The organism is Colwellia sp. BRX10-9 (assembly GCF_014077405.1).
GTDB lineage: Bacteria > Pseudomonadota > Gammaproteobacteria > Enterobacterales > Alteromonadaceae > Colwellia_A.
The window spans coordinates 81,345-105,603 of record NZ_JACGVV010000014.1 but is presented as its reverse complement, the minus strand read 5'-3'; the positions used below and the strand labels follow the sequence as shown (position 1 = coordinate 105,603).

Annotated in this window: 21 protein-coding genes; 12 read left to right on the top strand and 9 right to left on the bottom strand. The window is 36.4% G+C overall.

Going from position 1 to position 24,259, the window contains the following annotated elements; translation table 11 throughout:
• Positions 1-882 precede the first annotated feature (882 nt).
• From H4J69_RS10340 to H4J69_RS10330, 3 genes are all read left to right on the top strand, one after another.
• Positions 883-1,611: a PEP-CTERM sorting domain-containing protein gene (locus H4J69_RS10340; protein WP_182245089.1), complete on the top strand. Its 729-nt coding sequence runs from the start codon at positions 883-885 to the stop codon at positions 1,609-1,611.
• A gap of 821 nt (positions 1,612-2,432) precedes the next feature.
• Positions 2,433-4,259: a hypothetical protein gene (locus H4J69_RS10335; protein ID WP_182245088.1), complete on the top strand. Its 1,827-nt coding sequence runs from the start codon at positions 2,433-2,435 to the stop codon at positions 4,257-4,259.
• Positions 4,260-5,393: 1,134 nt separating this feature from the next.
• Positions 5,394-7,028, top strand: a complete 1,635-nt coding sequence (locus H4J69_RS10330; protein ID WP_182245087.1) for a M28 family metallopeptidase — start codon at positions 5,394-5,396, stop codon at positions 7,026-7,028.
• Between the two features lie 87 nt (positions 7,029-7,115).
• Here the strand turns inward: H4J69_RS10330 and H4J69_RS10325 are convergent, their stop codons facing one another.
• Entirely contained in the window at positions 7,116-8,006 is an 891-nt protein-coding gene (locus H4J69_RS10325; protein WP_182222165.1) for a dienelactone hydrolase family protein, read from the bottom strand.
• A 367-nt stretch (positions 8,007-8,373) separates the two neighbouring features.
• On the opposite strand from H4J69_RS10325, the gene H4J69_RS10320 reads away from it, so the two are divergent.
• Positions 8,374-8,871 carry a fasciclin domain-containing protein gene (locus H4J69_RS10320; RefSeq protein WP_182245086.1) on the top strand — a complete coding sequence of 166 codons (498 nt, stop codon included), beginning with the start codon at positions 8,374-8,376 and terminating at the stop codon, positions 8,869-8,871.
• Positions 8,872-9,082: 211 nt separating this feature from the next.
• On the top strand, positions 9,083-10,162 hold the full coding sequence (locus H4J69_RS10315; protein WP_182245085.1) for a site-2 protease family protein: 1,080 nt from the start codon (positions 9,083-9,085) through the stop codon (positions 10,160-10,162).
• An 84-nt stretch (positions 10,163-10,246) separates the two neighbouring features.
• Here H4J69_RS10315 and H4J69_RS10310 read toward each other — a convergent pair whose 3' ends face one another.
• The 3 genes from H4J69_RS10310 to H4J69_RS10300 form a co-directional block, all read right to left on the bottom strand.
• On the bottom strand, positions 10,247-10,882 hold the full coding sequence (locus H4J69_RS10310) for an HPP family protein (protein ID WP_182214285.1): 636 nt from the start codon (positions 10,880-10,882) through the stop codon (positions 10,247-10,249).
• Positions 10,883-11,060: 178 nt separating this feature from the next.
• Positions 11,061-11,447, bottom strand: a complete 387-nt coding sequence (locus tag H4J69_RS10305; RefSeq protein ID WP_182245084.1) for a hypothetical protein — start codon at positions 11,445-11,447, stop codon at positions 11,061-11,063.
• Positions 11,448-11,943: 496 nt separating this feature from the next.
• Complete coding sequence (locus H4J69_RS10300; RefSeq protein WP_182214287.1) at positions 11,944-12,894, bottom strand: LysR family transcriptional regulator; 951 nt, start codon at positions 12,892-12,894, stop codon at positions 11,944-11,946.
• A gap of 163 nt (positions 12,895-13,057) precedes the next feature.
• On the opposite strand from H4J69_RS10300, the gene purE reads away from it, so the two are divergent.
• The 5 genes from purE (at position 13,058) to H4J69_RS10275 (ending at position 17,586) form a co-directional block, all read left to right on the top strand.
• Positions 13,058-13,537, top strand: a complete 480-nt coding sequence (gene purE, locus H4J69_RS10295; RefSeq protein WP_182245083.1) for a 5-(carboxyamino)imidazole ribonucleotide mutase — start codon at positions 13,058-13,060, stop codon at positions 13,535-13,537.
• Entirely contained in the window at positions 13,537-14,649 is a 1,113-nt protein-coding gene (locus H4J69_RS10290; protein WP_182245082.1) for a 5-(carboxyamino)imidazole ribonucleotide synthase, read from the top strand. The genes purE and H4J69_RS10290 overlap by 1 nt, the downstream gene beginning before the upstream one ends.
• Before the next feature lie 118 nt (positions 14,650-14,767).
• Positions 14,768-16,390 (top strand): SulP family inorganic anion transporter, encoded by a 1,623-nt coding sequence (locus H4J69_RS10285; protein WP_220465297.1) that lies wholly within the window; start codon positions 14,768-14,770, stop codon positions 16,388-16,390.
• A gap of 174 nt (positions 16,391-16,564) precedes the next feature.
• Positions 16,565-17,008 (top strand): SirB2 family protein, encoded by a 444-nt coding sequence (locus H4J69_RS10280; protein WP_182214292.1) that lies wholly within the window; start codon positions 16,565-16,567, stop codon positions 17,006-17,008.
• Between the two features lie 107 nt (positions 17,009-17,115).
• Positions 17,116-17,586, top strand: a complete 471-nt coding sequence (locus H4J69_RS10275; protein WP_182170271.1) for a phosphate-starvation-inducible PsiE family protein — start codon at positions 17,116-17,118, stop codon at positions 17,584-17,586.
• A gap of 380 nt (positions 17,587-17,966) precedes the next feature.
• Here H4J69_RS10275 and yghU read toward each other — a convergent pair whose 3' ends face one another.
• From yghU to H4J69_RS10260, 3 genes are all read right to left on the bottom strand, one after another.
• On the bottom strand, positions 17,967-18,839 hold the full coding sequence (gene yghU, locus H4J69_RS10270; protein WP_182230393.1) for a glutathione-dependent disulfide-bond oxidoreductase: 873 nt from the start codon (positions 18,837-18,839) through the stop codon (positions 17,967-17,969).
• Between the two features lie 154 nt (positions 18,840-18,993).
• Positions 18,994-19,788, bottom strand: a complete 795-nt coding sequence (locus tag H4J69_RS10265; protein WP_182244434.1) for an ABC transporter substrate-binding protein — start codon at positions 19,786-19,788, stop codon at positions 18,994-18,996.
• Positions 19,789-20,268: 480 nt separating this feature from the next.
• The gene (locus H4J69_RS10260; RefSeq protein WP_182244435.1) at positions 20,269-20,439 is read right to left on the bottom strand and encodes a hypothetical protein; all 171 of its coding nucleotides are present in this window, start codon (positions 20,437-20,439) and stop codon (positions 20,269-20,271) included.
• Between the two features lie 304 nt (positions 20,440-20,743).
• Here H4J69_RS10260 and H4J69_RS10255 point away from each other — a divergent pair, with 304 nt between their 5' ends.
• Positions 20,744-21,892, top strand: coding sequence for a GNAT family N-acetyltransferase (locus H4J69_RS10255; protein WP_182244436.1), 1,149 nt, complete (start codon positions 20,744-20,746; stop codon positions 21,890-21,892).
• An 8-nt stretch (positions 21,893-21,900) separates the two neighbouring features.
• Positions 21,901-22,503 carry a DUF938 domain-containing protein gene (locus H4J69_RS10250; protein WP_182244437.1) on the top strand — a complete coding sequence of 201 codons (603 nt, stop codon included), beginning with the start codon at positions 21,901-21,903 and terminating at the stop codon, positions 22,501-22,503.
• An 81-nt stretch (positions 22,504-22,584) separates the two neighbouring features.
• Here the strand turns inward: H4J69_RS10250 and H4J69_RS10245 are convergent, their stop codons facing one another.
• Positions 22,585-23,334 (bottom strand): ABC transporter substrate-binding protein, encoded by a 750-nt coding sequence (locus H4J69_RS10245; RefSeq protein WP_182214303.1) that lies wholly within the window; start codon positions 23,332-23,334, stop codon positions 22,585-22,587.
• A gap of 108 nt (positions 23,335-23,442) precedes the next feature.
• A complete protein-coding gene (locus tag H4J69_RS10240; RefSeq protein WP_182244438.1) occupies positions 23,443-24,243 on the bottom strand; it encodes an ABC transporter substrate-binding protein in 801 nt (266 codons plus the stop codon).
• Positions 24,244-24,259: the final 16 nt, after the last annotated feature.

Sequence of the window (24,259 nt, the reverse complement as noted above, 5' to 3'; positions counted from 1 at the left end):
CCTTGTTGGTATTTTTCCCACATTAATGCTCTTTGCTGAGCAGTATAGATAATACGAGTTCTTCTTTTCATAGCTGCGCTCCTTTGTTTAAGGATAGCATTGCATTGACCATTTGAACTCAAGGCGCATTCCTGACATTAACTCTGGTTTGTTCTTAAGGTCACTGATTAGCCAATTGCGGACATTAAGCCTTTACAAATTCAGGAGCATATTTAGGGCAATATTAGCCAAAATTACTGCTCACTTGTAGGGCAAGTTTAAGCTCAGAGCCGACTGTGGATTTCCAATTCACTAGCAACGGACAAAACTCCGTTAGTACGCATCTATTAAGCTTTGCCCCTTGCTTTATTCGAAATCAATTAATCTATGGTAGTTGGATTTATAATATAAAATCAACAACTTGAGTTTATATTGATATGAACGGATGATATATCATACTAACTGATTACAAGTCAGTTGCTCGGTGGATAGTATGTGACTACTTTACTGGTTTCTCTCGTAGTTGATGTAATGGATTACAATAATTAGCACCAGAAAGTTTTAATCTATTACACTACTTAAATATGTGTTTCATGTAATTTAAAATGAATATGTGAAGATTTATCTACAGCTGTATGTGAATTCAATAACGTATTGACAATTTTGTACTAAACCCAATCTAAATTTATGTCTATAAGGATTTTTCAGTTAATTCAGCAGGCTGATGTGTCAGGTTTTTATACAACACCATTATTTTAAAACCCACGTTAAAACTTATTTTATTGAAATGTAAGGGAATTTAAAGTGTGGCTCGCTTTGTGCTTTGTAAGGGGATATGTCGAACTAATATAATTTTATGATAACGTCTTAAAATTAACATTCAAAAAGTGAAAGGAATATCAAATGAAATTTAAATTCTTAAAGCTAGCTTCTGCAGCTATTATCTTATCGGTTTGTAGTTTAGCAAATGCTGGAATAATTTATTCGTCTAGTGCCGTAAGCTCTGACCTAAGAAATATTTCTTCTACAGGTACTGAAGTCTTTTTAGGTGATGACCAAGTTTCAAGTGATATTGCTATAGGATTTGATTTTAATTTCTACGATATTTTACAAAATTCAATTAATGCTTCTTCAAACGGATTTATCTATCTTGGCGGTTCAGCGAGTAGTAGTGGATGTTGTAGCGGCGGAACAATTCCTTCAAATGACTCTGTTAACGGTATAGTGGCTGGGTTTTGGAATGATTTAAATGGTGGTAACTTATACTATCAAACAATGGGCGTAGCGGGTAGCCAGGAGTTTGTTTTTGGTTTTTATAATGCTCCTCATTTTGGAAGTGGTGGAAGTAATACCTTTGAAATTATTTTACATGAAATGAGCAACAACATAGAAATTCAGTTTGGCGCTGTAATGGGAGATGGTTCTTATTCTACGGTAGGAATTGAGAACTATGATGGTTCTGAAGGCCATCAGCATTTCCGTTCAAATAATAGTGCTGAAATCCTAGCATTGAGTAATACTGCGGTATTATATACAGCATCTTCTACAAGTGTTCCAGAACCTACTACATTGGCTATATTTGCTTTAGGTTTAATTGGATTAGCATCACGTCGATTTAAGAAACAATCTTAATATAGTTTTTTAAGATTCGATTCTAGAAAACACTGGTTGTAGTAATCAGTGTTTTTTTGTTTCTGATGATTGGTAGTTTAGGTTGTTTCCACTTAAAGTAGCAGCATAGGATTAGTAATCCTTTGTTATGCCATATGAATAAAGACTTCTGACGATTACCTCTAAAGAATTAACACTACTTGAGCCTAATTCATGATTTTAACTATAATATTATTCCTGTCGAGTGTCTGCAATGGTGGCTTAGTTGCCTGTCAGAATAAAGGTAAACCTCTGTTTATGTGATGTCTAAAACAACCTAAGAAACTATTGATGTTAACTATATTCGTATCAGAGAAGACCTTTTGGCTGCTGATTTAGGGTGTTAGGAAAGGTCTCTTTTGTAGCAGCTACTGACCTTAGAGTAGTCCGTTGTATAAATTTTTAGTTTTGCTTTAAAAAATGGCTATTTCAAAAGATATCCTAACGACAAGTAAGTGCGCAAAGCGGAAGCTACAACATCGTTATAACTAACGTCCGCTTCCAAGTTAATTACAGGTAGTGAGATTTCATCTCAGAACGTTAACTTTTGCCATACATCCTCACTAGAGACGGCAAATCATGGGAGCATTTTTTTGGTGAAAGGAGCAGACTAAATTAGTGAAACCCGAACCATTTTAAACCAAGTCCACTCTTTTATTAACAAGAAAACTAATGTCAGGTTCTTTTACATCTTTATTATTGTTGATAATGCTAAATATGAAAATACATTGTTTATTAGGTGGTTATGATACTTGGTGCAATATTTGTATATTGATTGTTTTCGGTTAAAATGGATTTATATAATGATAAAGGGATTTTTGTTCTGCATTTTAATGCTTTTTACGATTGACTCTGTTGCAAATAGTTTTATTACGTTAAGTTATGAAGGTAAGGAGTACACATTAACAAATGTAAATAACCCTCAAGATTTTTCTGCATTAGATAAAGAAAATAATGTATTAGTAGAAAATGTACAGTTAGCAACAGAACTTTATGTTGGCCTTCAATCATACAATAAAGTGATGAGTAGCAACTTAAGCTTAGAATCCCCAGACACTTTAGAAGCATTAAAAATTGATGTTCAAGAAAGTATTGTTCATGATAATAAAATTTCAGAGACACTAAAACAAATCAATATAAATGCATCATTAATTCTTGATGTAAATTCTGTCGTGCTTGACGGCATAGGAGATGGCCTAAAATCTTTTGCTGACACTGTAGCCTCCACGATTATTTCCAATGATTTTTCAACCGTCAGAGAAGTACAAATTGCAACAGCTTATGCCGCAGCAGTTAGTGAATCGCAAATTTACACTGCTAGCTATAATATGTATCAAGATATGAAAAGCGAGCATTCAAAATCAATTGAAAGCGCTTTAATTTTAGAAGACTTCTTTCAAGATGCGAAAGGACGATATAACACTGCAGAAGCCGGATTAAATATTTTAAAGTATGCGAGTAACCAAACAAATGCAGAGCTATTAGTTTTAATAGGTAATATAGGAGCTAGTTTTATTAATAGAAGTACAATTTATACCGTAATAACAGAAACATTGTTAACAATAAATCAAACATTAAAGTTAAATATACCTACACTCGCAATTAATTTAGCCCCACTAGAATTGCCCAATCTAGTTGTATCGGCGTTAGAGAAATTAATAGCGACATCTACTTTTATAAATAGAGGTTATGAATTTACTGGAAATATTGAGGAGGAGAGTGGAGTGATTTCTGGTTCTTCACCAGAGGGTTCTATCAAAAATATCGAGTTTAATACTATTTATAATTATGGCACTGGTGAGTTTACAGTTGTCTTATCTAAAGAAGCGAAAGAAATGTTGGAAGCTGAAGGCTACACCGCGGGAAATGGTCTTGATTTTTCTGAATTATTAGAACAAATTCAACTTCTTGTGGATAATGGAATGGTACTTAATCCATTGTCTCAAACCTCCCTACCTTTTGATTATACTCAAGTGTTTGATGATGCAAATTTCTCAACATCTGGTTTATTAGGTTTAGACTTTGAATCTAGTTTTACAAGTAACTGGTTCACAAGTTCTCATTCAGGTTCGATGAACTTTTCTCTGAATAATGACTCTTTATTCATTCAGGGGTCTTCTGACTTTGAAAATGAAACACTTAACCTTATTACAGGAAGCCCCGTAAGCATAGATCAGTATTTTGCATGGGAGGATTCTGCTTTTCTGTCATTCGACTACCTTTTTGAAGATGAAAAAGGAGTTTTTGATGTATTTGCTAATGGAGAAACTATTTTTTCTATAGACGGTGATACGGCGTCAAACGGCTGGAATTATGAAGAAATCTGGTTGGACTTAGATTTAAACCCCGGTGATTTATTAAATCTTCAATTTAAATTTGACGACATTGTCTCTGGCTCTAACTTACTGCTTGATAATATTAAATTTACTAACTTAGTAAATGGTGATTTTAGTCAAAACTTATATGTATGGAATACTAAAGGAGAAGGGAAAGCGAAAATAATTGATAATGCTGAGCTTATTACTGTTCCTGAACCACCGACATACTTTATTTTCATCCTTGGCTGCATTTTTATATTATATCGCCATAAAAATATTATAAATGAGAATTGCTTACTTAAATACAAATAGACGACTTTCTATTTTTGGGCACAATTAAGTGAAAATAAAGGTTTAATAGAACACAAACTATTCGCATAAAGTTAGCGTTACCAGCTTATTATTGAATGACTATATTGGTACAAAGCGGACTAGTTATTGTGATAAATTCAAATCTAAATTAGGTCGTCTTTGTGGCAATAGTGACGGTTAGCACTATCTCATTAGCGCCTTAGATTTAACAACTCTACTTTATCTGGACCTTAGATGATTCTAATGTCCGCTTTTGAGATTGTGTACGTAATCGGATGCTAAATATTTAGTAAGATTTTGGGTACAAATAAACAAAAGCATTTAAATTAGAAGGACCGCAATAGGCTCTGAACAGCCGTTAGTAACTCAAAAGTTAATGTCAGCTTTTGGCTCAGGCTGTGTGAAAACTATTTTGAACTTGCGTAATTTGGAAATATCAACGAAAAAGTGCTCTGTAGATTTAAATCTGTAATAAGTTTAGTGTCAAACTACCTTTGAATTTACATAGCGTTGCATAAAAATTGTAAGCTGAGAGTTTGGGCTATAAGCAGTCTTCTATAGACTGCTTTTTAGTTTCAATATTAGTTCGGCTTTGTACCTTCCTGACATTAGCCTTCATATAATTTTTAATGCATTATTTCTATCATGTTACGGATACTCTTCAGTGAAACACAACTACCGGTTAATTTATGCGTTAGGTTTTGTTTAAATAATAGTTAAATTGATTTTAAGTTTGGGCTATTACGGCGACTTCTCATTATTATTTTCTGATAAAAAAATAAAAAGACATCTAAGCATGACAAATAGCAATTGGCTATTAATGGAGTGTTATTAATACTAATCCGAATTCAGTTTTATCGCATTAGTGCTAATGTCTCAAAAGTGGCAAAAATGATCATTAGAAGCCAATCTCATTTAGTGATTGGTAATCTCAAACATTATGCGCTTGTACACAAGGTCATCATTTTAAGATTATTCATATGATGACCTTGCTTATACTATGCGTTTATTTACTGACTTAATACTTTATTAACTAGTTAACTCTTTGCTGACTATAACTTTTCAACTAAGTCTATCAAACGCCGCCAATACTCGTTTATAATCCAAGTGTCATTCTTAATAAAAGTATAAAAAATGAAAAATAAAATAGGTTTAACCTTATTTACTTTAGCGCTGGTAAGTGGCTGTGGCAAAGAAAGTAATGTTTCAAAAAATACCGAAGTAGATGTTGCGGCGAGTTATCAAAGCATTAACAAAGAACAACTTATTGAGCATATCAAAGTACTTGCTTCAGATGAGTTTGAAGGGCGCGCACCGTCAAGTAAAGGTGAAGCGCTTACGCTTGATTACTTAACTAAACAATTAACGGCAATCGGTTTTAAGCCAGGCAATGGTAATAGTTTCCTGCAGGCTGTACCTATGGTATCAATTGAGGCATCACCAGACATGACATTGTCAATTGGTGATAAAGACTATCAATACGGAACGGATATGGTAATGGGCTCTGCTCGCATAAGTAACCTTGAACAACTTAAAGACTCAGAATTAGTCTTTGTTGGTTACGGTATTAACGCGCCAGAGTACAACTGGAATGATTACCAAGATTTAGATGTTAAAGGTAAAACCGTTGTTATTTTAGTTAATGATCCGGGTTTTGCAACTCAAGACGCTAAACTTTTCAACGGTAATGCGATGACCTATTACGGGCGCTGGACCTATAAATATGAAGAAGCTAGCCGACAAGGTGCTGAAGGTGCGATCATCATTCATGAAACCGCTCCGGCATCATACGATTGGTCGGTAGTAGAACACTCGTGGTCTGGTCCTCAATTTGGCTTTGTGCGTGAAGACAAAAATAAAGACCGTGTTGCGGTTGAAGGTTGGATAAATAGCGATGTTGCCAAAGAATTATTTACTCAAGCCGGTGTCAACTTCGAACAGGCTAAAGTTGAGGCTGCCAAGGGAAGTTATCATCTTGATATGGGTGACTTAACAGCCTCTGTTACCGTAAATAACACCGTGAAAGAATCAGTGTCTTATAACTTTATCGCCACTTTACCTGGAAGCGTTAAGCCTGATGAGCATATTTTATATACCGCACATTGGGATCATTTAGGCAAAGATACCAGCTTAATTGGCGACCAAATTTATAATGGCGCTGTCGATAATGCATCGGGTACTGGGGCACTTATTGAAGTCGCTGAAGCCTTTGCTAAATTGCCTGTTGCACCAGCGCGTTCCATTACCATCATGGCAGTAACTGCAGAAGAACAAGGGTTGTTAGGTTCTAAGTTTTATGCGGCTAATCCTATTATTCCAGCGGCTAAGACAGTTGCAAATATTAATATGGATGCTTTAGGGGTGAATGGTCGAAGTAGTGATGTCTCTGTCTATGGATTAGGGCAGTCAGAACTTGATAACTTTCTTAGTGATGCAGCGAAGAAGCAAAACCGCACTATAGCCGGGGATCCTCGTCCTGCTGCGGGTATCTATTACCGCTCTGATCACTTTGCCTTTGCAAATATCGGCATTCCGGCGTTATATGCTAAAACGGGAGAAACTGCCGTTGATGAAGCGACTAAAGTGTTGCGAACTCAATTAAAGGAAAGTCTTGGTAAGTGTTATCACAACCTTTGTGATGAATATAATGATACATGGGATCTTTCTGGCGCCGAAGAAGATATGCAAGCATTTTTTGACATTGGTTATCAGCTTTCCAAAGAAAATGTGTGGCCACAATGGAGTAAAGCATCAGAGTTTAAACGCTAAACGCTAAATATAGCTAAGCGAGTACAAGTCTACTTTATTGATGACTTTGCTCGCTTAACTCGTTAATAAAGTGTTTTTAGATGATTTTTATACCAGCTTCTCAGTAAAAAAGGCTAGGGTGCGATGCCAGGCAAGCTCGGCATTTTCTTTATCATAACGGCTGGTTGAGTCATTATGAAAGCCATGTTTGGCATTTTTATAGATCTGCATTTGATAGGGGGCTTGAACAATTTTCAAGTCACTTTCATAGTCAGGCCAAGAGTTATTAACCCTTTCATCGAGTTCAGCCAATTGAATCAGTAACGAAGCCTTAATATTTTTACGTAATTCTTTTTTGGCTGGTGTGCCATAAAAAGGTACGCCTGCAATAATCAAATCAGACTCCACTGCGGCTAAGTAATTGACTATGTAACCACCAAAACAAAAGCCAACAGCACCAAGCTTTCCATTACTTCTGTGATGTTTTTTGATGAATTTTGCTGCTGCAACAAAGTCATGCTGTATTTTTTCAGCATCCATCGACTTTTGCATAGATCTGCCTTCATCATCATTACCAGGATATCCACCTAAGGGGAACAAAGCATCTGGAGCAAAGGCAAGATACCCGGCTTTAGCTAAACGTCGAGCAACATCTTTTACGTAGGGGTTTAGGCCCCTGTTTTCATGAATAACTAAAACAACAGGCAAGGTTCCTGTTTTGTTGGTTGGTGTTACTAAGTAGCCGGCACCTTTACCGTAACCTTCGGGTGAATCGAAAGTTTCATAGGTAGCTTTTATTTCATCATCATTAAAAGAAACTTGTTCGGCTAGGGCATAATTTGGAAGCAATGCTGATGTGAGCACTGTCATTGAGTATCCCACTGCAACTAAAGTCGCTAATTTTGCCATAAAGCTTCTGCGATCCATACCGCCATGAGCGTATTCGTCGTACCAGTCAAATGCTTCTTGAGGGATATCACTAGCTGATTTTTTTGACATTTATTTATCTCACTTATTAATTTAAATAATCTAACCCTTCATAAACACCTTATAAAATATATTTATTTAAGTATTTTCGCAAATTTATTAAGGTAATTTAGTCTTGATTACTTAGACGTTATCCTTGAACTTCGATAATAAAATTTTATAGTTTTTGCCATAGTTCATTGCTGAGACGAGGCTATTACTCAAGAATAAGGTGACGATATACTTGTAGCCTTAGGGATGGATTTTTTAGTAGATAGGGTAGGTGTGGTTATATTTCATCCGTTTTTATTATAAAGATGTTAAGTAAACTGATCTTAATTGTTTAACAGTACGTAAATATTGGCTGAAACTAAATATTATCCATTAAATAGGAATTAACATGTTCAATAAATTTATTACAACAGGTTTACTCGTAGTTGCCAGCTTAGCTTTTATGCCGACTTCTCATGCAGAACACCATGGTATGAAAAAAGACATTGTTGATGTAGCTGCTGCAAATGGTTCTTTCAATACTCTTGTTGCTGCAGTTAAAGCCGGTGGACTTGTCGATACACTCAAAGGCAAAGGGCCTTTTACTGTATTTGCACCAACGGATGAAGCTTTTGCAAAGTTACCTGCAGGCACGGTTGAAATGCTATTAAAACCAGAAAACAAAGATAAATTAGTATCGATTTTAACTTATCACGTCGTTGCTGGAAAAGTGATGTCTACAGATGTTGTTAAAGTAGACAGTGCTACTACAGTACAAGGCCAAATGTTGATGGTGAAAGTAGATGGCGGTAATGTAATGATAAACAATGCGAAAGTGATTATTGCTGACGTTAAAGCAAGTAACGGTGTCATACATGTCATTGATACAGTGTTAATGCCTAAGTAAAGTTATTGTAAAGTATTGCTTTAACTACTGATACTTAATCAATTGTTTACTATTAAGCCAGCTTTAGCTGGCTTTTTCTATCGCGATGCGAATAAAAAACTTTTTACCCGCTTATCTGTTTGCCGATAAATCAATAATAGTGGCAATAAACCTTGCTGCCCCTCCAAATATAGTGATAATCGGGCAAGGTTCTATTTACTGAGTTTATAAAGTGCAACTATTAGCAGTAACGTGTTTGAATAAAACACTACGATTAGAAGGTTCAATGGCGGGATGGCAACAACTTTTTTGGGACGACCAGTGTGTCTCACAAATCGACGCAGTCGATGGCAACGATACCTTTACCCATCAATTCTCTCTACAAAGTGAGCAAGGTGAATTACATATAGAACTTAAGGGCACACTGCATTGGCAGCCATTTGCGCTTAAATACCAACTTTTTGTTGATAATAAACTTCAACAAGAAGATACCCTCATTGAAAAAGATATAGAACAACGCCAAGTTAGCAAAGCTAGCAAGCAGCCGATGAAATTTAGTTTCATTGGCATGGCTGGACTTGGCTTGAAATTATTAAAAAGTGCCAAAGTCATCAAAGTGCTATTTGCTGCGGGTAGTTTAGCCGCATATAGCTGGTTATTTTCTATTGAATTTGCCATAGCACTTATTCTTTGTCTCGTCTTTCATGAATATGGACATATTAAGGCGATGAAATACTTTGGTTTGAAAACCAAAGGTATTTACCTTATTCCCTTTGTCGGAGGCTTAGCATTGAGCGACGATAAAATTAATACCCGCTGGCAAGATGTTGTTATTTCGATAATGGGCCCTTTCTTTGGCCTAATACTCTCTATTGTTTGCTTGGTAGGTTACTGGCTAACCGATTTAGAAATACTGGCCGGTTTAGCGGTTTTTAATGCCTTACTTAATCTATTTAATTTGTTGCCGGTATTACCCTTAGATGGTGGACACATACTCAAGAGTATTGCCTTTTCAATTAATACCCGAGTTGGTTTAGTTGCTTGTGTATTAGGTGCTGCATTAGGTGTTTATATTAGTTATCACTTTGGTTTAGCGCTATTAGGCTTTTTACTTGCTATTGGTAGTATAGAAATTTTCTTTGAATATAAACGTCGACATTTGAGTGACCTATTACCCCTAAACCGTTATGCTCAAATTGTCTCAGTATTATGGTATGTCATTACATTAGGCGGGCTAAGTGGCATTATTTGGTTTGTTGGTCAAACCGGCAACAGTGCGTTGTCATTACCGCTGAAAATACTGGGAAGTTAATTTAACAGCTCGACAATTACCCCGCTATTATTGTGTTAACGGCAAACGGCCATCTTTTTAAAGCATTCTTTTATCCTCTCTTCGTTAACACCACAATGATAACGGAGGGTCGATAGCTACTGCTTTTATAATATCGGTACGTGAAATAATGCCCACTACTTTGCCATTGTTTTCTAAAATAGGAATTGTGTGCAAACGATTTTTTACTTGCAGGACCGCAATACGTCGGATGTCTGTAACTGGTTCTGCGGTATAAATTTTAGAATGCTCATTGAGAAATAAATCAGCGACGCTTTTTGATTTTGCACTTTTATCAACATCCGTGCCATGCTTTAAAAGATATTCGTAAAGTTGTTGTCTAGATAAGCTCCCCATAAGTTGTTGCTGGCTATTTACAATTGGAAATTCTTGATATGCCCGCTCGGTAAATATCTTAATAACCGTCGTTAAAGTATCACTGGCTGATATTACGGCAACGGGGTAAGTCATAATTTGATAAGCGTGACATATCAACTCTTTTGTCTCAGTTTTACTGATAGCATCTTTATAAGCATCAATGGCTTTTGGGGGCGGCGAATAACCTTTTTTTAGCAAAGGTGAAAACTCATCGAGTTCCTGAAAACTTCGTGATTGCTCCGTCAATTGTGTTTTTTGAATATGATAGAGCTCTTCCAGTGGGCCTGAAAAGCTTCGTCCATTTGGCGTGTATATTGCGAACATGATTATCTCCTTTTACATAATGTGTTTATTGAATGCCCCATGCGCCAATATAACTATTATTATTTAAGTTTCTAGCGTTATGGTGTTCACTAACCCAGCCATTAAATAAATGAGTAAATAAGTTGTGTTATTTACTCGTTATTTTATCGGTAATGGGTGAACACAGGGGTTAGCATTGTTAGTTCACCATTAATTCAATACGCTCTAGTTCGACCCTTTTAGAGAGTTCAATATCACTTTTAGGAGACCAAGTCGGATAATTTTTTTGCTGGCGCTTTACCTTTTTTAAAAAACTTGCTCTTGCTCTTGATAGGGCAATATTCACCGCTGACATTACAGAGCTTTGATTATCAGTAACAACAATATCAGGCATACCTTTACTGTAAATAACCACTCTACAGTGCTTATCTTTACCACCTTTGGGGCCGTTAATATCATCAACGGTCACTTTTATTACTTGAACACGATCATAAAATTTATTAAACATGTGACGTGCTTTATCTCGGATGTGCGACAAGTTTTCTGACGAAAGTTCAATTTTCAGATCGGTAATTGTTAATTCCATAAGTGCCTCGTTTAATTTTAAAAATGATTATTTACTATGACTCAGCGCCAAAGTGTTAACAGCGATGTTATCGCTTAGACAACATCGTTGTTAACTGCTTAGCTGTGTTATTTATAACTAACTATTTACTGCAATTAAAGTCGATTGTAATTGTTTTATTATCAACTAAAAGTGGACAACTGTTTTTTTTAGTCGTATGAATTACTGATAAGCCGTTAGGGAGTAAAGGGGTATTATGGCTCAGTTTAACCATGCTGTTCAGCGGTGCTTTTATACGACAGTAAGCTAAGGTATGGTGAAAGGAACGATTATCATTGGTAGGTAATACAAGTACTTGGTGTTTAATTGCTTCTATTCGCTAATAATGTGGTGCATGCGCTATTTTATCAAAAGGTGAAATACCTGGCTGTTCAACCGGTATCAACCTTATGAAAATATTGATTTAATTGGCCAATCGTTTAACCCACTTTACTCAGCAGGCTAACTTAACAGTGATTTAGCGAGATAAAATATCGTTTGATATCATTTCTTTTTGTAATAATGAACGGCCATTAGTTTCAATATGAGCAAGAAATTCAGCCGCTAATAAGGTTTGACGTTTTGATTTAGACCAAACAAAAAACCAATGAGCATTTATTGGCAGTTCACTTATTGGTAAACGCACTAGTCCACTTTGTCCACCATACATTAAGGTATGCGCTGATAATATTGAGATGCCAAGCTTTGACATCACCAGATGTTTAATTGCTTCATTACTTTCAATGGTCATTTTTACATTTAGCTTAGTGTTATGATGCTTTAAAAATTCCTCAATGGCATACCTTGTACCTGAACCTTTTTCACGCATAATGAAAGGTTCCTTGCTTAAATCTTTTAAAGTGAGGTTTTTCTTTTTAGCAATGGGGTGGTCTTGATGTGCTATGGCTACCAGCGGATTGGTTAAAAATTCAATCGACTCAGTTTCAATATCAGATGGCGGATGACTAAACACATAGAAGTCGTCAATACCTTGCTTTAGGCGATCAATGGTTTGTTGTCGATTACCAATATTTAACTGTATATCTATATCTGGATATTTTTCTAAAAAAGGTCCCAACAAATGGGGAATAAAATATTTAGAAGTGGTGACAACAGCCAACCTTAAGGTGCCAGACTTAAAACCTTTAATATTGCCTATCGCCATATCAAGTCGTGAAAAACTATCAAGTACCTCTACCGCGGTTTTTACTAACTCTAGGCCTATATCCGTAAATAATATTTGTCTATTGGTATAGTTATATAGAGGAGCTCCCATTGCCTCTGCAAGCTTTTTCATTTGTATTGATACCGTTGGTTGCGTTAGAAAAAGTGCTTTTGACGCTTCTTTAATACTACCTTTATCATGAACTGACAATAATATTTCCAGCTGTCTGATTGTGCCAACATGAGCATGAAGCCTTGATTTCATAATTACACCCCATCAAATAGATTTTTATCTATTTATACTATAGGTAATATCAATTTTTATCTATTTATCTTTTTTGTCATAATATAACTGTCAGAATATTTAATTAGCGGATTGATGTTTAACTCAAGCCAGCGCTTAACCATTAAAAATAAGGCCATTTACAATGAAAAAAATTAAAGTCGCAATTATCATGGGATCACAGTCAGATTGGCCAGTGATGAAAAATGCGGTTACAGTTCTTGAAGCACTGGGCATTGAGTATAAAGCTATGGTTGTTTCAGCCCATCGTACCCCTAAACGTTTATATGACTTTGCTGAGAATGCCGATAAAGAGTACAGCGTGATTATAGCGGGTGCTGGTGGCGCCGCACATTTACCCGGTATGGCTGCCGCATTAACTTGGTTACCTGTTATTGGTGTGCCGGTAATGAGCAAAGCACTCAAAGGAATTGACAGTCTATTATCTATCGTACAAATGCCTAAAGGCGTTGCAGTTGCCACCCAAGGTATTGGCGAAGCAGGCGCATTTAATGCGGGGTTAATGGCCTCACAAATCCTTGCTATTAATGATACGGTACTGCAAGGCAAGCTACAAATATGGCGTTCACAGCAAAGTGAAAGTGTCTCATGGGAGGTAGAATAATGCGCATAGCCATTGTAGGTTGTGGACAACTTTCTCGTATGTTGGCACTTGCAGGACTGCCACTAGGGATAAAATTCAGCTTTATTAATGATAATCTCCAGCAAGTAACTGATTGTGTTGACGGTTTAGGTCGAGTGGTTACACTGACTAAAAATTGGCAGGAAGAGCAAAATATTCATAAGCTTTATAACCTCCTTGGAAAGCCTGATGTAATTACCGTAGAAAAAGAACAAGTAGATATAGAATTGCTTAAAGCTCTGCAAGCATATTGTGATGTTTTGCCAAACATTGAAGCAATTTCTGCCTGTCAGCATCGTTATCGAGAAAAGCAATTATTAGAAAAATTATCAATACCCACTTCACCCTTTGCTTATTCGTTGCCAGCTAGTGAAGCATTGAAAGTCTTACAGCTACCTATGGTGGTTAAATCTTGTAGTGATGGCTACGATGGTAAAAACCAATGGGTTCTAAAAACCTTGGCAGATATTGAAGACTTTGACCGTTTAAACATCGAAGATTATATTATTGAAGCTTGGATAAAGTTTGAACGAGAAATATCTCTCGTCTCGGTTCGCTCAAAAAATGGCAATATCGAACATTATGCTTTAACAGAGAATACCCATAAAAACGGTATTTTGCTGCAATCTATTGCACCCGCTATAGATCAAAATAATACGCTAGCGCTTAAAACTCAAGCTTATATGGAAAGCGTATTAAATGCCCTCGACTATGTTGGTGTTCTGGCGATGGAGTGCTTTGTCGTTGATGGTGAATTAATGATCAATGAATTAGCACCTCGTGTTCACAATAGTGGACATTGGACACAAGCAGGGAGTATAACCTGCCAATTTGAAAATCATATAAGAGCGGTTGCTGGCTTAGTGCTAGGTAGCACAGAGTTACTTGGCACAGCGGGTATGATTAATTTAATCGGTAATGAAAAACCGCCAATGACTTCGCTTTCAGCTTTATCAACATTGCATTGGTACAATAAATCAGTAAAACCGCAACGAAAATTGGGTCATGTTAATTTTTTCGACAAAGACCGAGTAAATCTTGTTCAACAAATGGATAATTTTGAGTGCGATCTTAAGTTGAATCATATTCGTTAGGTTCTATGTTTTTCTGTTTACGGGTCAGATAAAATGTTATCTGGCCTGATCATCTTTTTTAGTAAGGATTTGCGCGGTGTTTGGAAATCGTTTTAAAGAGTTCAATCTCAAAGGAGATATGTTTGGTGGTGTAACTACCGCAATTATTTCTTTGCCTTTAGCACTTGCTTTTGGTGTTGCGTCAGGAGCTGGCGCTGAAGCTGGGCTTTGGGGCGCGATAATGGTTGGCTTTTTTGCCGCATTGTTTGGTGGTTCATCTAGTTTGATATCAGAGCCTACCGGTCCAATGACCGTTATTATGACAGCCATATTAACCAGCATGATGGCAAAATATCCAGAAACAGGCATGGCAATTTCATTTACTATTGTGATGATGGCCGGTGCATTTCAGATGTTACTTGGCACACTAAAGCTCGGAAAATATATTACGTTAATGCCTTATAGTGTGATTTCTGGCTTTATGTCAGGCATAGGTGTTATTTTAATTATCTTGCAGTTAGCTCCGTTGTTAGGACATCAGACACCTTCTGGTGGCGTTACGGGAAGCTTATCAGCACTGCCTAATATACTCGCAAATATTAAGTTCAGTGAATTATTTTTAGGGGCACTTACTTTAGGTATTTTATTTTACTTACCTAAACATTACCGCAAATATGTTCCGGCTCAACTGGTCGCATTAGTTGTTGTTACTGTACTTTCTTTAATTTTTTTCAACAGCGATGACATCCGCAGAATTGGTGAGATACCGGCAGGTTTACCTTCTTTAGTTATTCCTCATTTCAACGTCGACATCTTTACTACTATGGTGATAGATGCTTTGGTCCTGGGCACACTTGGCTGCATTGATACCTTATTGACTGCTGTGATTGGTGATTCATTAACACGAAAAGAACATGATCCCGACCGGGAGTTACGCGGACAAGGTATCGCTAATATGATCTCTGGCTTGTTCGGTGCTTTACCAGGCGCTGGCGCAACTATGGGTACCGTGACTAATATTCAAGTGGGTGCACGCTCACCTGTGTCAGGTATCATTCGCGCCTTGGTACTTGCATTAGTGGTGTTAGTGGCTGCAGGTCTAACTGAGCCTATCCCCATGGCTGTGTTAGCGGGGATTGCCGTTTATGTAGGTTTTAATATCCTTGACTGGAGCTTTATTCAACGTGCTCATAAAGTCAGTGTTCAGGGCATGGCCATTATGTATGGTGTTATGTTATTAACTATTTTTGTTGATTTAATTGTCGCTGTAGGTCTTGGTGTCTTCATTTCTAATATCATTGTTATTGAGCGTTTAAGTCGAGAGCAGGCCAGAAAGGTTAAAGCAATTAGTGATGCTGATGGCAATGATGTGCCATTAACTGTGCTTGAACGAGGCTTACTCGATAAAGCGAATGGTAAAGTGTTATTTTTTTACTTATCAGGGCCGATGATTTTTAGTGTATCAAAAGCTATTTCTCGTCAGCATACCAGTGTTGCAGATTTTGAGGTCATGATCCTCGATTTAACGGATGTCCCTATGATTGATGAAACGGTAGGACTTGCGCTAGAAAACGCAGTAAAAGATGCTCAAGATGGTCAATGTGAAGTTTTTTTATTGTGCCCAAATAAGCAAACACATCAACAGCTCGAAAAGTGTAATGTATTGGATTTAGTCGCCAATGATAATATCTATTCATTGCGCTATGAAGCTTTAGAAGCCTCGCTAACTTATCTAGAAAAAAAGCACAGTAAGCTTGACTAAATGCTTGCATGACACAAAAACTTATCAACAGAGAAACTTGTGCAATGAATATGCTCAGCTTATCTTGGCTGAACTTATTAAAATAATATAAAAGATAGCAGTTGCTTAGGTAAATAAACGATATACTGACAGCCTAAGTATTAAATAAATAATGAATTTTTAGGGAACAACCACATGTACATGATAATTAAGCATCTACACATAACCATAATTACACTTACTTTTGTTCTTTTTCTCATTAACTTTGTGTTAATGATGAAAGGGTCTGAAAAAGCTAACAACAAACTGTTAAAAATTGGACCACATATTTTATATACGTTATTTGCTGTTACTTTTATTTATTTGGTGATCGTTAACCCGCTTAATTTGTATCCTTTCGTTAATGGTTGGGCATCATCTAAACTTGCGGGTTTTGTTATCTATGTCCTCTCTATTACGTTGGCGCTTAAGTGGGCTAAGACTAATTTGTGGCGTATTGCTGGCTTAATTAGTGCCATATTTTGGCTAGCTATGACGGCGCGACTTGGTTTTGCTGATCATATTAAAACCAAGGGGATGAATGAAGATGTTAACGCTTATATTGACCTTGGGCGGGCTATGATAGCGAATATTTGCTAGTTTCGAGCCGTATTTTCAATATTGATATTTTCTATGATCATAACGTTATGGCTTTATGAACATAGATATATCGATATATTTACCCTGCTTTTCATATAGGAAGATCCATGAGACACGAAGAATTACCTGAAAATCATTCAGATCCATTGTTAAAGGTACTGCATCGCTCGATTCGATTTGCGATAAGAATACTGGCCTTGTTAATGGTATTAGTGATCTATTGGAGTATCGCTGATGTGGTTTATGTACTCTATTTGAAACTATCGATGCCGCCTTATTTTCTTTTAGATATTGATGATATTTTACAAACTTTTGGCGCTTTTATGGTGGTGTTAATCGCGGTTGAAATCTTTATCAATATTCGTTTGTACCTTGGCTCAAACGTTATCCCGGTAGAATTGGTTGTTGCCACAGCATTGATGGCAGTTGCCCGTAAAGTTATTGTGTTAGATCTTAAACTTGTTTCTGCAGATCAAATTGTTGGTCTTGCTTTGGTGACTATTTCTCTTGGAGTAACGTACTGGTTAATAAAAAAGAAAAGTACGCAGGCTAACGAGATAATTAAGCCAGAATCATAATTTATTGACTTCTTACATATAATTTTGAGTTGCAGTGTCCGTTTACCCCAATGAAAACATTAATTTTAATGTTAAATTTAACGTTTTCTTATGCGGTTTATCTACTTGTTAGTATAAGTTATTAAGGCTAAATTCAGCGTATAAGTTAGCCTTAATACTTCGATAAATACGAATTAAACACCTAGTATATTCGAATCTACATTAAATAAATCCGATAATAAATCAAGACTCCTGCTAAGGAATAAGCAGTGAGTCATGATGTTTTTGTCTTTTAACATTTTTTCCCCTGTAACCGCCAAAGGGGGTCATGGCTCATTAGTCAATGAGCCTGCGGGTAAAAATTTTGGCAGCACAACTATCAGGCTAAAGACCCGAGTTGATTATTGAGAATCGACTAGCTTGTCTTGAGTTTTAAGTTCAAAATCACTGGCATCATGGCGTTCATGTAATTGTTCTTCTAACTCTCCCCAAGTACGATTGACCATTAAACCACGCTTAACAGCTGCTCGATTGCCAACTTCTTCGGTCCATCGCAATAAGTTTGTATAGGATTGCGTTTGTAAAAACTCTGCAGCTTCATAGACTTTATTTTGTACTAATGCTCCATACCATGGCCATATAGCGATATCTGCAATAGTGTATTGCTCGCCACACATATATTTATTATTGGCTAAATGACGGTCGAGTACATCGAGTTGTCGTTTAACTTCCATAGTAAAACGTTCTATTGGATATTCAAATTTTTCGGGTGCGTAAGCAAAAAAATGACCAAACCCACCGCCTAAATAAGGGCCACTACCCACTTGCCAAAATAGCCATGATAAGCATTGTGCTTTAAGTAACGGCTCTTTGGGTATGAAGGCAGCAAACTTTTCAGCCAAATGCAGAAGTATCGCGCCAGATTCAAAAATGGGCAGTTTATTATCGCCACTATTATCAACTAAAGCCGGTATTTTAGAGTTGGGATTGATATCAACAAAGCCTGAGCTAAATTGATCACCGGCCATTATATCAATCAAGTGCGCATCGTATTCGGCTTCAGCTATATTTAACGCTAATAGCTCTTCTAATAAAATGGTAATTTTGACACCGTTAGGGGTAGCCAGCGAGTATAGCTGGAAAGGGTGCTTACCTACGGGCAAGTCGCCTTGATGCGTTTCTCCTGCAATAGGGCGATTAATACTGGCAAATTTACCACCAGACTCTTTATTCCATTCCCATATCTTTGGTGGTACATAGGTATCTGTAGACATTGTAGACTCCGTAATTATGATTGAGACTATCATTGAATGATAGTGGGATTTTTAACTAAGTAATAGCAAATTATAAACCCATAATATCAGCTTAGTCTGCTGAAAAATAATGGTGTTAGTAAGCTAACCCCTTAGTGTCTTTAATTTAACTCCATTATTTAAAATTCAACTGATATTTTTTGAGTAATTCTTGATAGTAAGGAGACGCTTTTAACTGCTCAGTGAGTTGCCCAAGTGTGGTATTTATTGCTAGCGAGTCTTTTCTCTTCTTGGTTAGCGCCATATAGACAGGAGTCATTGATATATGTGGCTCTATAGCCTTAACATGGGCGCCAACCTTTTCTTTTAAAATTAATTGATTAAACACTAATGGGTTACTGATTAACATGTCTATTTGTTTGCCGAGCAACAGTTTTAAAAGTACTTCTTCTGTTAATGCGGGCAATTTATTTAGGTAGCTGGCACCATCAAAATATTCGCCGTAGGAATATTCTCTAATAGTGCCGACAGAGTAGGATGTTAGTTGTTTTAATTTTCCATCAAACTCAAAATTATTATCTTTTAAAGTGAATAATTGATTAATTTCATTAGCATAAGAAGGCTCAATAAAATGATACATTTGTTCGCGCTTCGGTGTTTTAAATAAGGTCAGTATTAAATCGATCCTGCCTTCTGCAACCAAGTGAACGGCCCTTGGCCAAGGGAGAATAATAAACTCAAAATCATAGTTTGAATGCGCTTCAATATAATTAAGAACCTCAACCGAAAAACCTTTTATTTCACCATTTTCTGGATAGTAAAATGGGTAGTAACCAATATTTTCCGTAGCTACGGTTAGAATTATGTTGCCCTTTTCCAATAACGCCAAATCTGGCTTTGCGCTCGATTGTGCTAATGCACTTAATGAGTAAAGGAAAAGTAAAGGTATTATTTTTATAAATTTCATCATTATAGGCAGTATAAAGCTTTATTTTTATTTATCTAGCAACTATTGATAGTCAACTTAAAGCCAGTAAAGAACATGATTAGTTCTTAACGTTTTCACCAATTATCTGTTTATACCATTTATTTTCACTGACAAAGTCTGTTGTCGACTTTACTTTGTCAATAAAAGTTAAACCGTTCAAATTCATGCTGAAAAACTGGCTAATTCTTTTTGTTGTTCAATACCTTGTCAGTGATAATATCGGAATCTGATGTCACTGTACCATGGCACAAAACTGCGCATCTTAGGTACACTTAAACAGTCTTCTCAACCTTTTTTTCTTTAAGCTGATAAGGTCAATACTTCAGGATTGATCATGGCCGTTGCTGGTACTTCTCATCTTAAATATTTTAAACCTCAACCTCAACCTCAACCTCAACTGCACGTTGCCTTAATACAGCACCGCCTATATGCGCGATAGAGTAGGGAGCGGACTTTAGTTGTTTAATCTTTTGTTTTAATGGTTATTTCAATGTTTTTATTGTCACCGGCAAACCATTTTTGCACATAGATAGACCCTAAAACGGGGGGCATTCCATTCTCAGGTACTTCTTTATATCGAACACTGTTTTTATTGTGCTTTTCAAACTCGAAGTTAATCACTTTCTCAGACACCGGAAATTCACCTTTATTTACTATAAAGATGTATTGTATAAGTGCTGTTAAATAAATTCTAGTACTAGATACTCTCTATATTTCAGCGAAATATCAGCTTGCGTTACTTAGTATTAGAACTCTTTTTATTGTTGGCTATTTTTTATTTTGCCACCCCTGATAACTTAAAAATATGGCTTAGTGATACATTTCGAGAAAAAATAGCGCTATCATTGACGCAACATCCTTTAATAATGCTATTTTGACAGTAAAATTAAGTCACTATTGCTAGATAAACAGCCATTGGCTGTTGAGTAAAACGCGATTGAATGCTGATATAAATATAAATATTAATTTTCTTAATCATATTGACAAAATAAGTGCTATTGATTGGCAGGCGTTAAATAATTCACCTAGCCCTTTTCTTGCTTATGAGTTTTTTAGCGCGCTTGAAAAAAGTGACTCAGTTAGTGTTAAACAAGGTTGGCAAGCTCATCATTTAGTGACATCAACAAACGGTGATGTCACAGGTGTGATGCCGATGTACTTGAAAAGCCACTCTTGGGGGGAGTATGTTTTTGATTGGGATTGGGCCGAGGCTTATCAACGCAATGAGATAAATTATTACCCTAAATTAGTCGCAACTATTCCCTTTACCCCCGTAACCAGTAATAAATTACTTTCAGAAAAATTCCAAATAAATGAGTTGTTTGCACCGCTCATTGAACATTGCCAGCAAGAAAATATTAATAGTTGGCATATATTATACTGTGATGAAATAAAAACAGTTTTACCAGCGGATATTTATCAACGTAATACGGTGCAATTTCACTGGTTTAATCGTGATTATAAAACCTTTGACGACTTTCTAGGTACGTTTACTTCGCGCAAAAGAAAAAACACTCGCAAAGAAAGGCTGTCTATTACTCAACAAGAGATTAAAATTCGTCAACTGAAAAATAGCGAAATTAGCCGACAAGAACTTGATTTTTTCTATCTAACTTATCAATTAACTTATTTAAAACGGGGTCATCAACCCCACTTGAGCTATGATTTTTTTAAGCAAATAGTGCTTAGTATGACTGATAATATTTTATTGATCATCGCCAGTCATCAGCAAGAAGACATCGCCTGTGCGCTCTTTTTTTATGATGATACTCACTTATATGGGCGATATTGGGGCTGTACTAAACATTATAATAATTTACATTTTGAGCTTTGTTATTATCGAGGTATCGAGTTTTGTATTGAACACAACTTGCAAGTTTTTAACCCGGGTACTCAAGGTGAACACAAAATTCAACGGGGCTTTGAACCAATATTAACCTACTCTTACCACTGGATAAAACACCCAGCTTTTAAGGCAGCAATTAAAAATTTTTGTCATCAAGAGCAACAGCATATGCTAACGTACCAGCAGCAATGCCAGCAGGCGTTACCTTTCAAAACGTTAGCTAACAATGAATCAACTTAAGAAAAATAATGAATAAACCTTTTTCCCAAGCATGTGAAAACAATAAATCACCTATTTTGAATGTTTTAACGAAAGTGTTTGCAAGTGCTAAGCATGTCCTTGAAATCGGCTCAGGAACAGGGCAGCACGCGGCCTTTTTTGGTCCAAATTTACCCCATCTAACCTGGCAAACCAGTGATTTACTAATAAACCACCAGGGTATTAATGCCTGGCTCGATGAAAGCAAGTGGTTGAATGTAAAAAGGCCGGTCGTCGTTGATTTAAATAGAACTTGGCCTAAGCTTAATCAAAATGCCCCCCTTGATGGCGTATATACCGCTAATACACTGCATATCATTAGCTGGCCATTAGTGGTTAAGTTTTTTGAGGGGCTTGCGCAAAACTTATCATCTTCAGCAAGTATTTGTATATACGGACCTTTTAACTATCAAGGGCAGTTCTCTAGTGAGAGTAACGCAGACTTCGATGTGTGGCTTAAAGAAAGAGATAAGAATAGCGGTATTAGAGATATTGAGGCAGTCTTATTATTGGCAACGGGAGCAGGACTTGAGTTAATTGACGATCATCCAATGCCCGCGAATAATCGGCTATTAGTTTTTTCTAAAATATAAAAATTCAATATCGTCAATATTTAACGCCGCTCTCGATTTCAAGCGATTAACAAAAATTGATTAATGGCTTGATGAAAGCCGCTATTTGAAATCGCCGATGTATTTGTTGACGATTGTCTGGATCTCCCCATTACTTTTAAGCTTTTCTACTGATTTTTTTAATATTTTCATTGTCTGGGTATTTATCTTCTTTTTAGAAAAATGAAGTACAAAATCTTTGAAACTTAGTTGTAATGGTGAATTCAATACCTCAGGTTTTATGCCAAGTTGCTTAGCGTTGTAATATAATCCAACATTGGTACCAATACAGCCGTCAATTCGACCACTGATTAACAGTTTTAGCATTTGTGTGTAATTATTGACTTCAACTTTATTAATGGCGGTGTCATTATCAAAATTGACATCAAATTCACCGCCTCGCACCACTCCCACTGTTTTTCCATGGAGATCTTTTAGGCTTCGATAGTGAGTTCCCGCCCTAGACAGGATAATAATTGGCATAGTGATCACTGAGACTAATGGGATGGAGACCACGGGCAACTGATCATTATTGAAACGTAGCACAAAATCTGATTTGCCTTGTTTCAGGTGAATAATAGTACGAGCATAAGGAATTATCTTATTGGTATAGTTAAGCCCTGCTACTTCGGCAATTCTATTACTTATTTCGAACATCATTCCAGTTGGCTTACTATTGTCCCCAATAAAGCCAAAGGGAGCGACATTGATTGTTTCAATCTGGAGTGTTTGCCCGGAAAGTGGAAAAACATTGCCTATTAACGTCATCAAGGTAATAAATTTTACTAGCATATTTTTATTACGTTGTTTCATTACGGCTCTCTTATTATGAAAAGATAACTGTTCAACTTGCGATTAAACGCTTTACGAGAATAGTGTTAATAGCACACAGCTAACCACCAATTTTACTGGAATGTGTATTTAATTAATTAAACTCACCATGTTTTTTTGCCACTTCTTCCTGATAGTTAACAATACACCACGTTGCTCAAGTAGCATCATTGCATTAATAAGGTTATCTACAATGACTTGCTCTGTGTTTAAACTGCAAGCAAAATGAAAGTTTAGTGTTAACGCCTTGAACTGAAATACATTTTTATATTTTGTTGTTTCTCCCAAGTCTTTTACTCTATTTCTAAGTAAATCATCATTGAGAACAACTAAATCAATATGGCGACTAGATAGGTCTAATAATTTTAATAAGGCATCATAATTGTCAACCACATAAAGGTTTTGGTTTTCAATAAATTTTTTTGATAATAAAAAATGGTGGGTAACATCATCACGTATCACCGCAATGTTATATTTTTTAGCTTCTTCTATAGCAGAGATAGTTATCTGACTATTATTAAGGGAATAAAGAGAGATGGTACTTGAAGCAATATGTCCAACCCACTTAAACAAAGGCTCACGCTCTGGGATACGAGCAAGTGAATATATACAGGTGTTTTTTCCATGCTGTGCTCTTCTATAAGACAACGCCCATGGGTGAGCACTGATGGCGTATTCATACTGAGCTTGTGCTAACGTCGCTTCGACTATTTCTGTTGACAAGCCTTCTATTGCATTGGTCGTGACAATTTGAAAAGGAGCCAAATGTTCAGTAAGAATGCTGATCTTAGTTGCAGATACTTGGCCGCAGTAAAATACCAATAACAATACTAAGCCAAAAGCTAAATTTTTCTTTAGTCCTTTCATAAATTTTATAATTTCATCCATCATATTTTAAACTATAGCT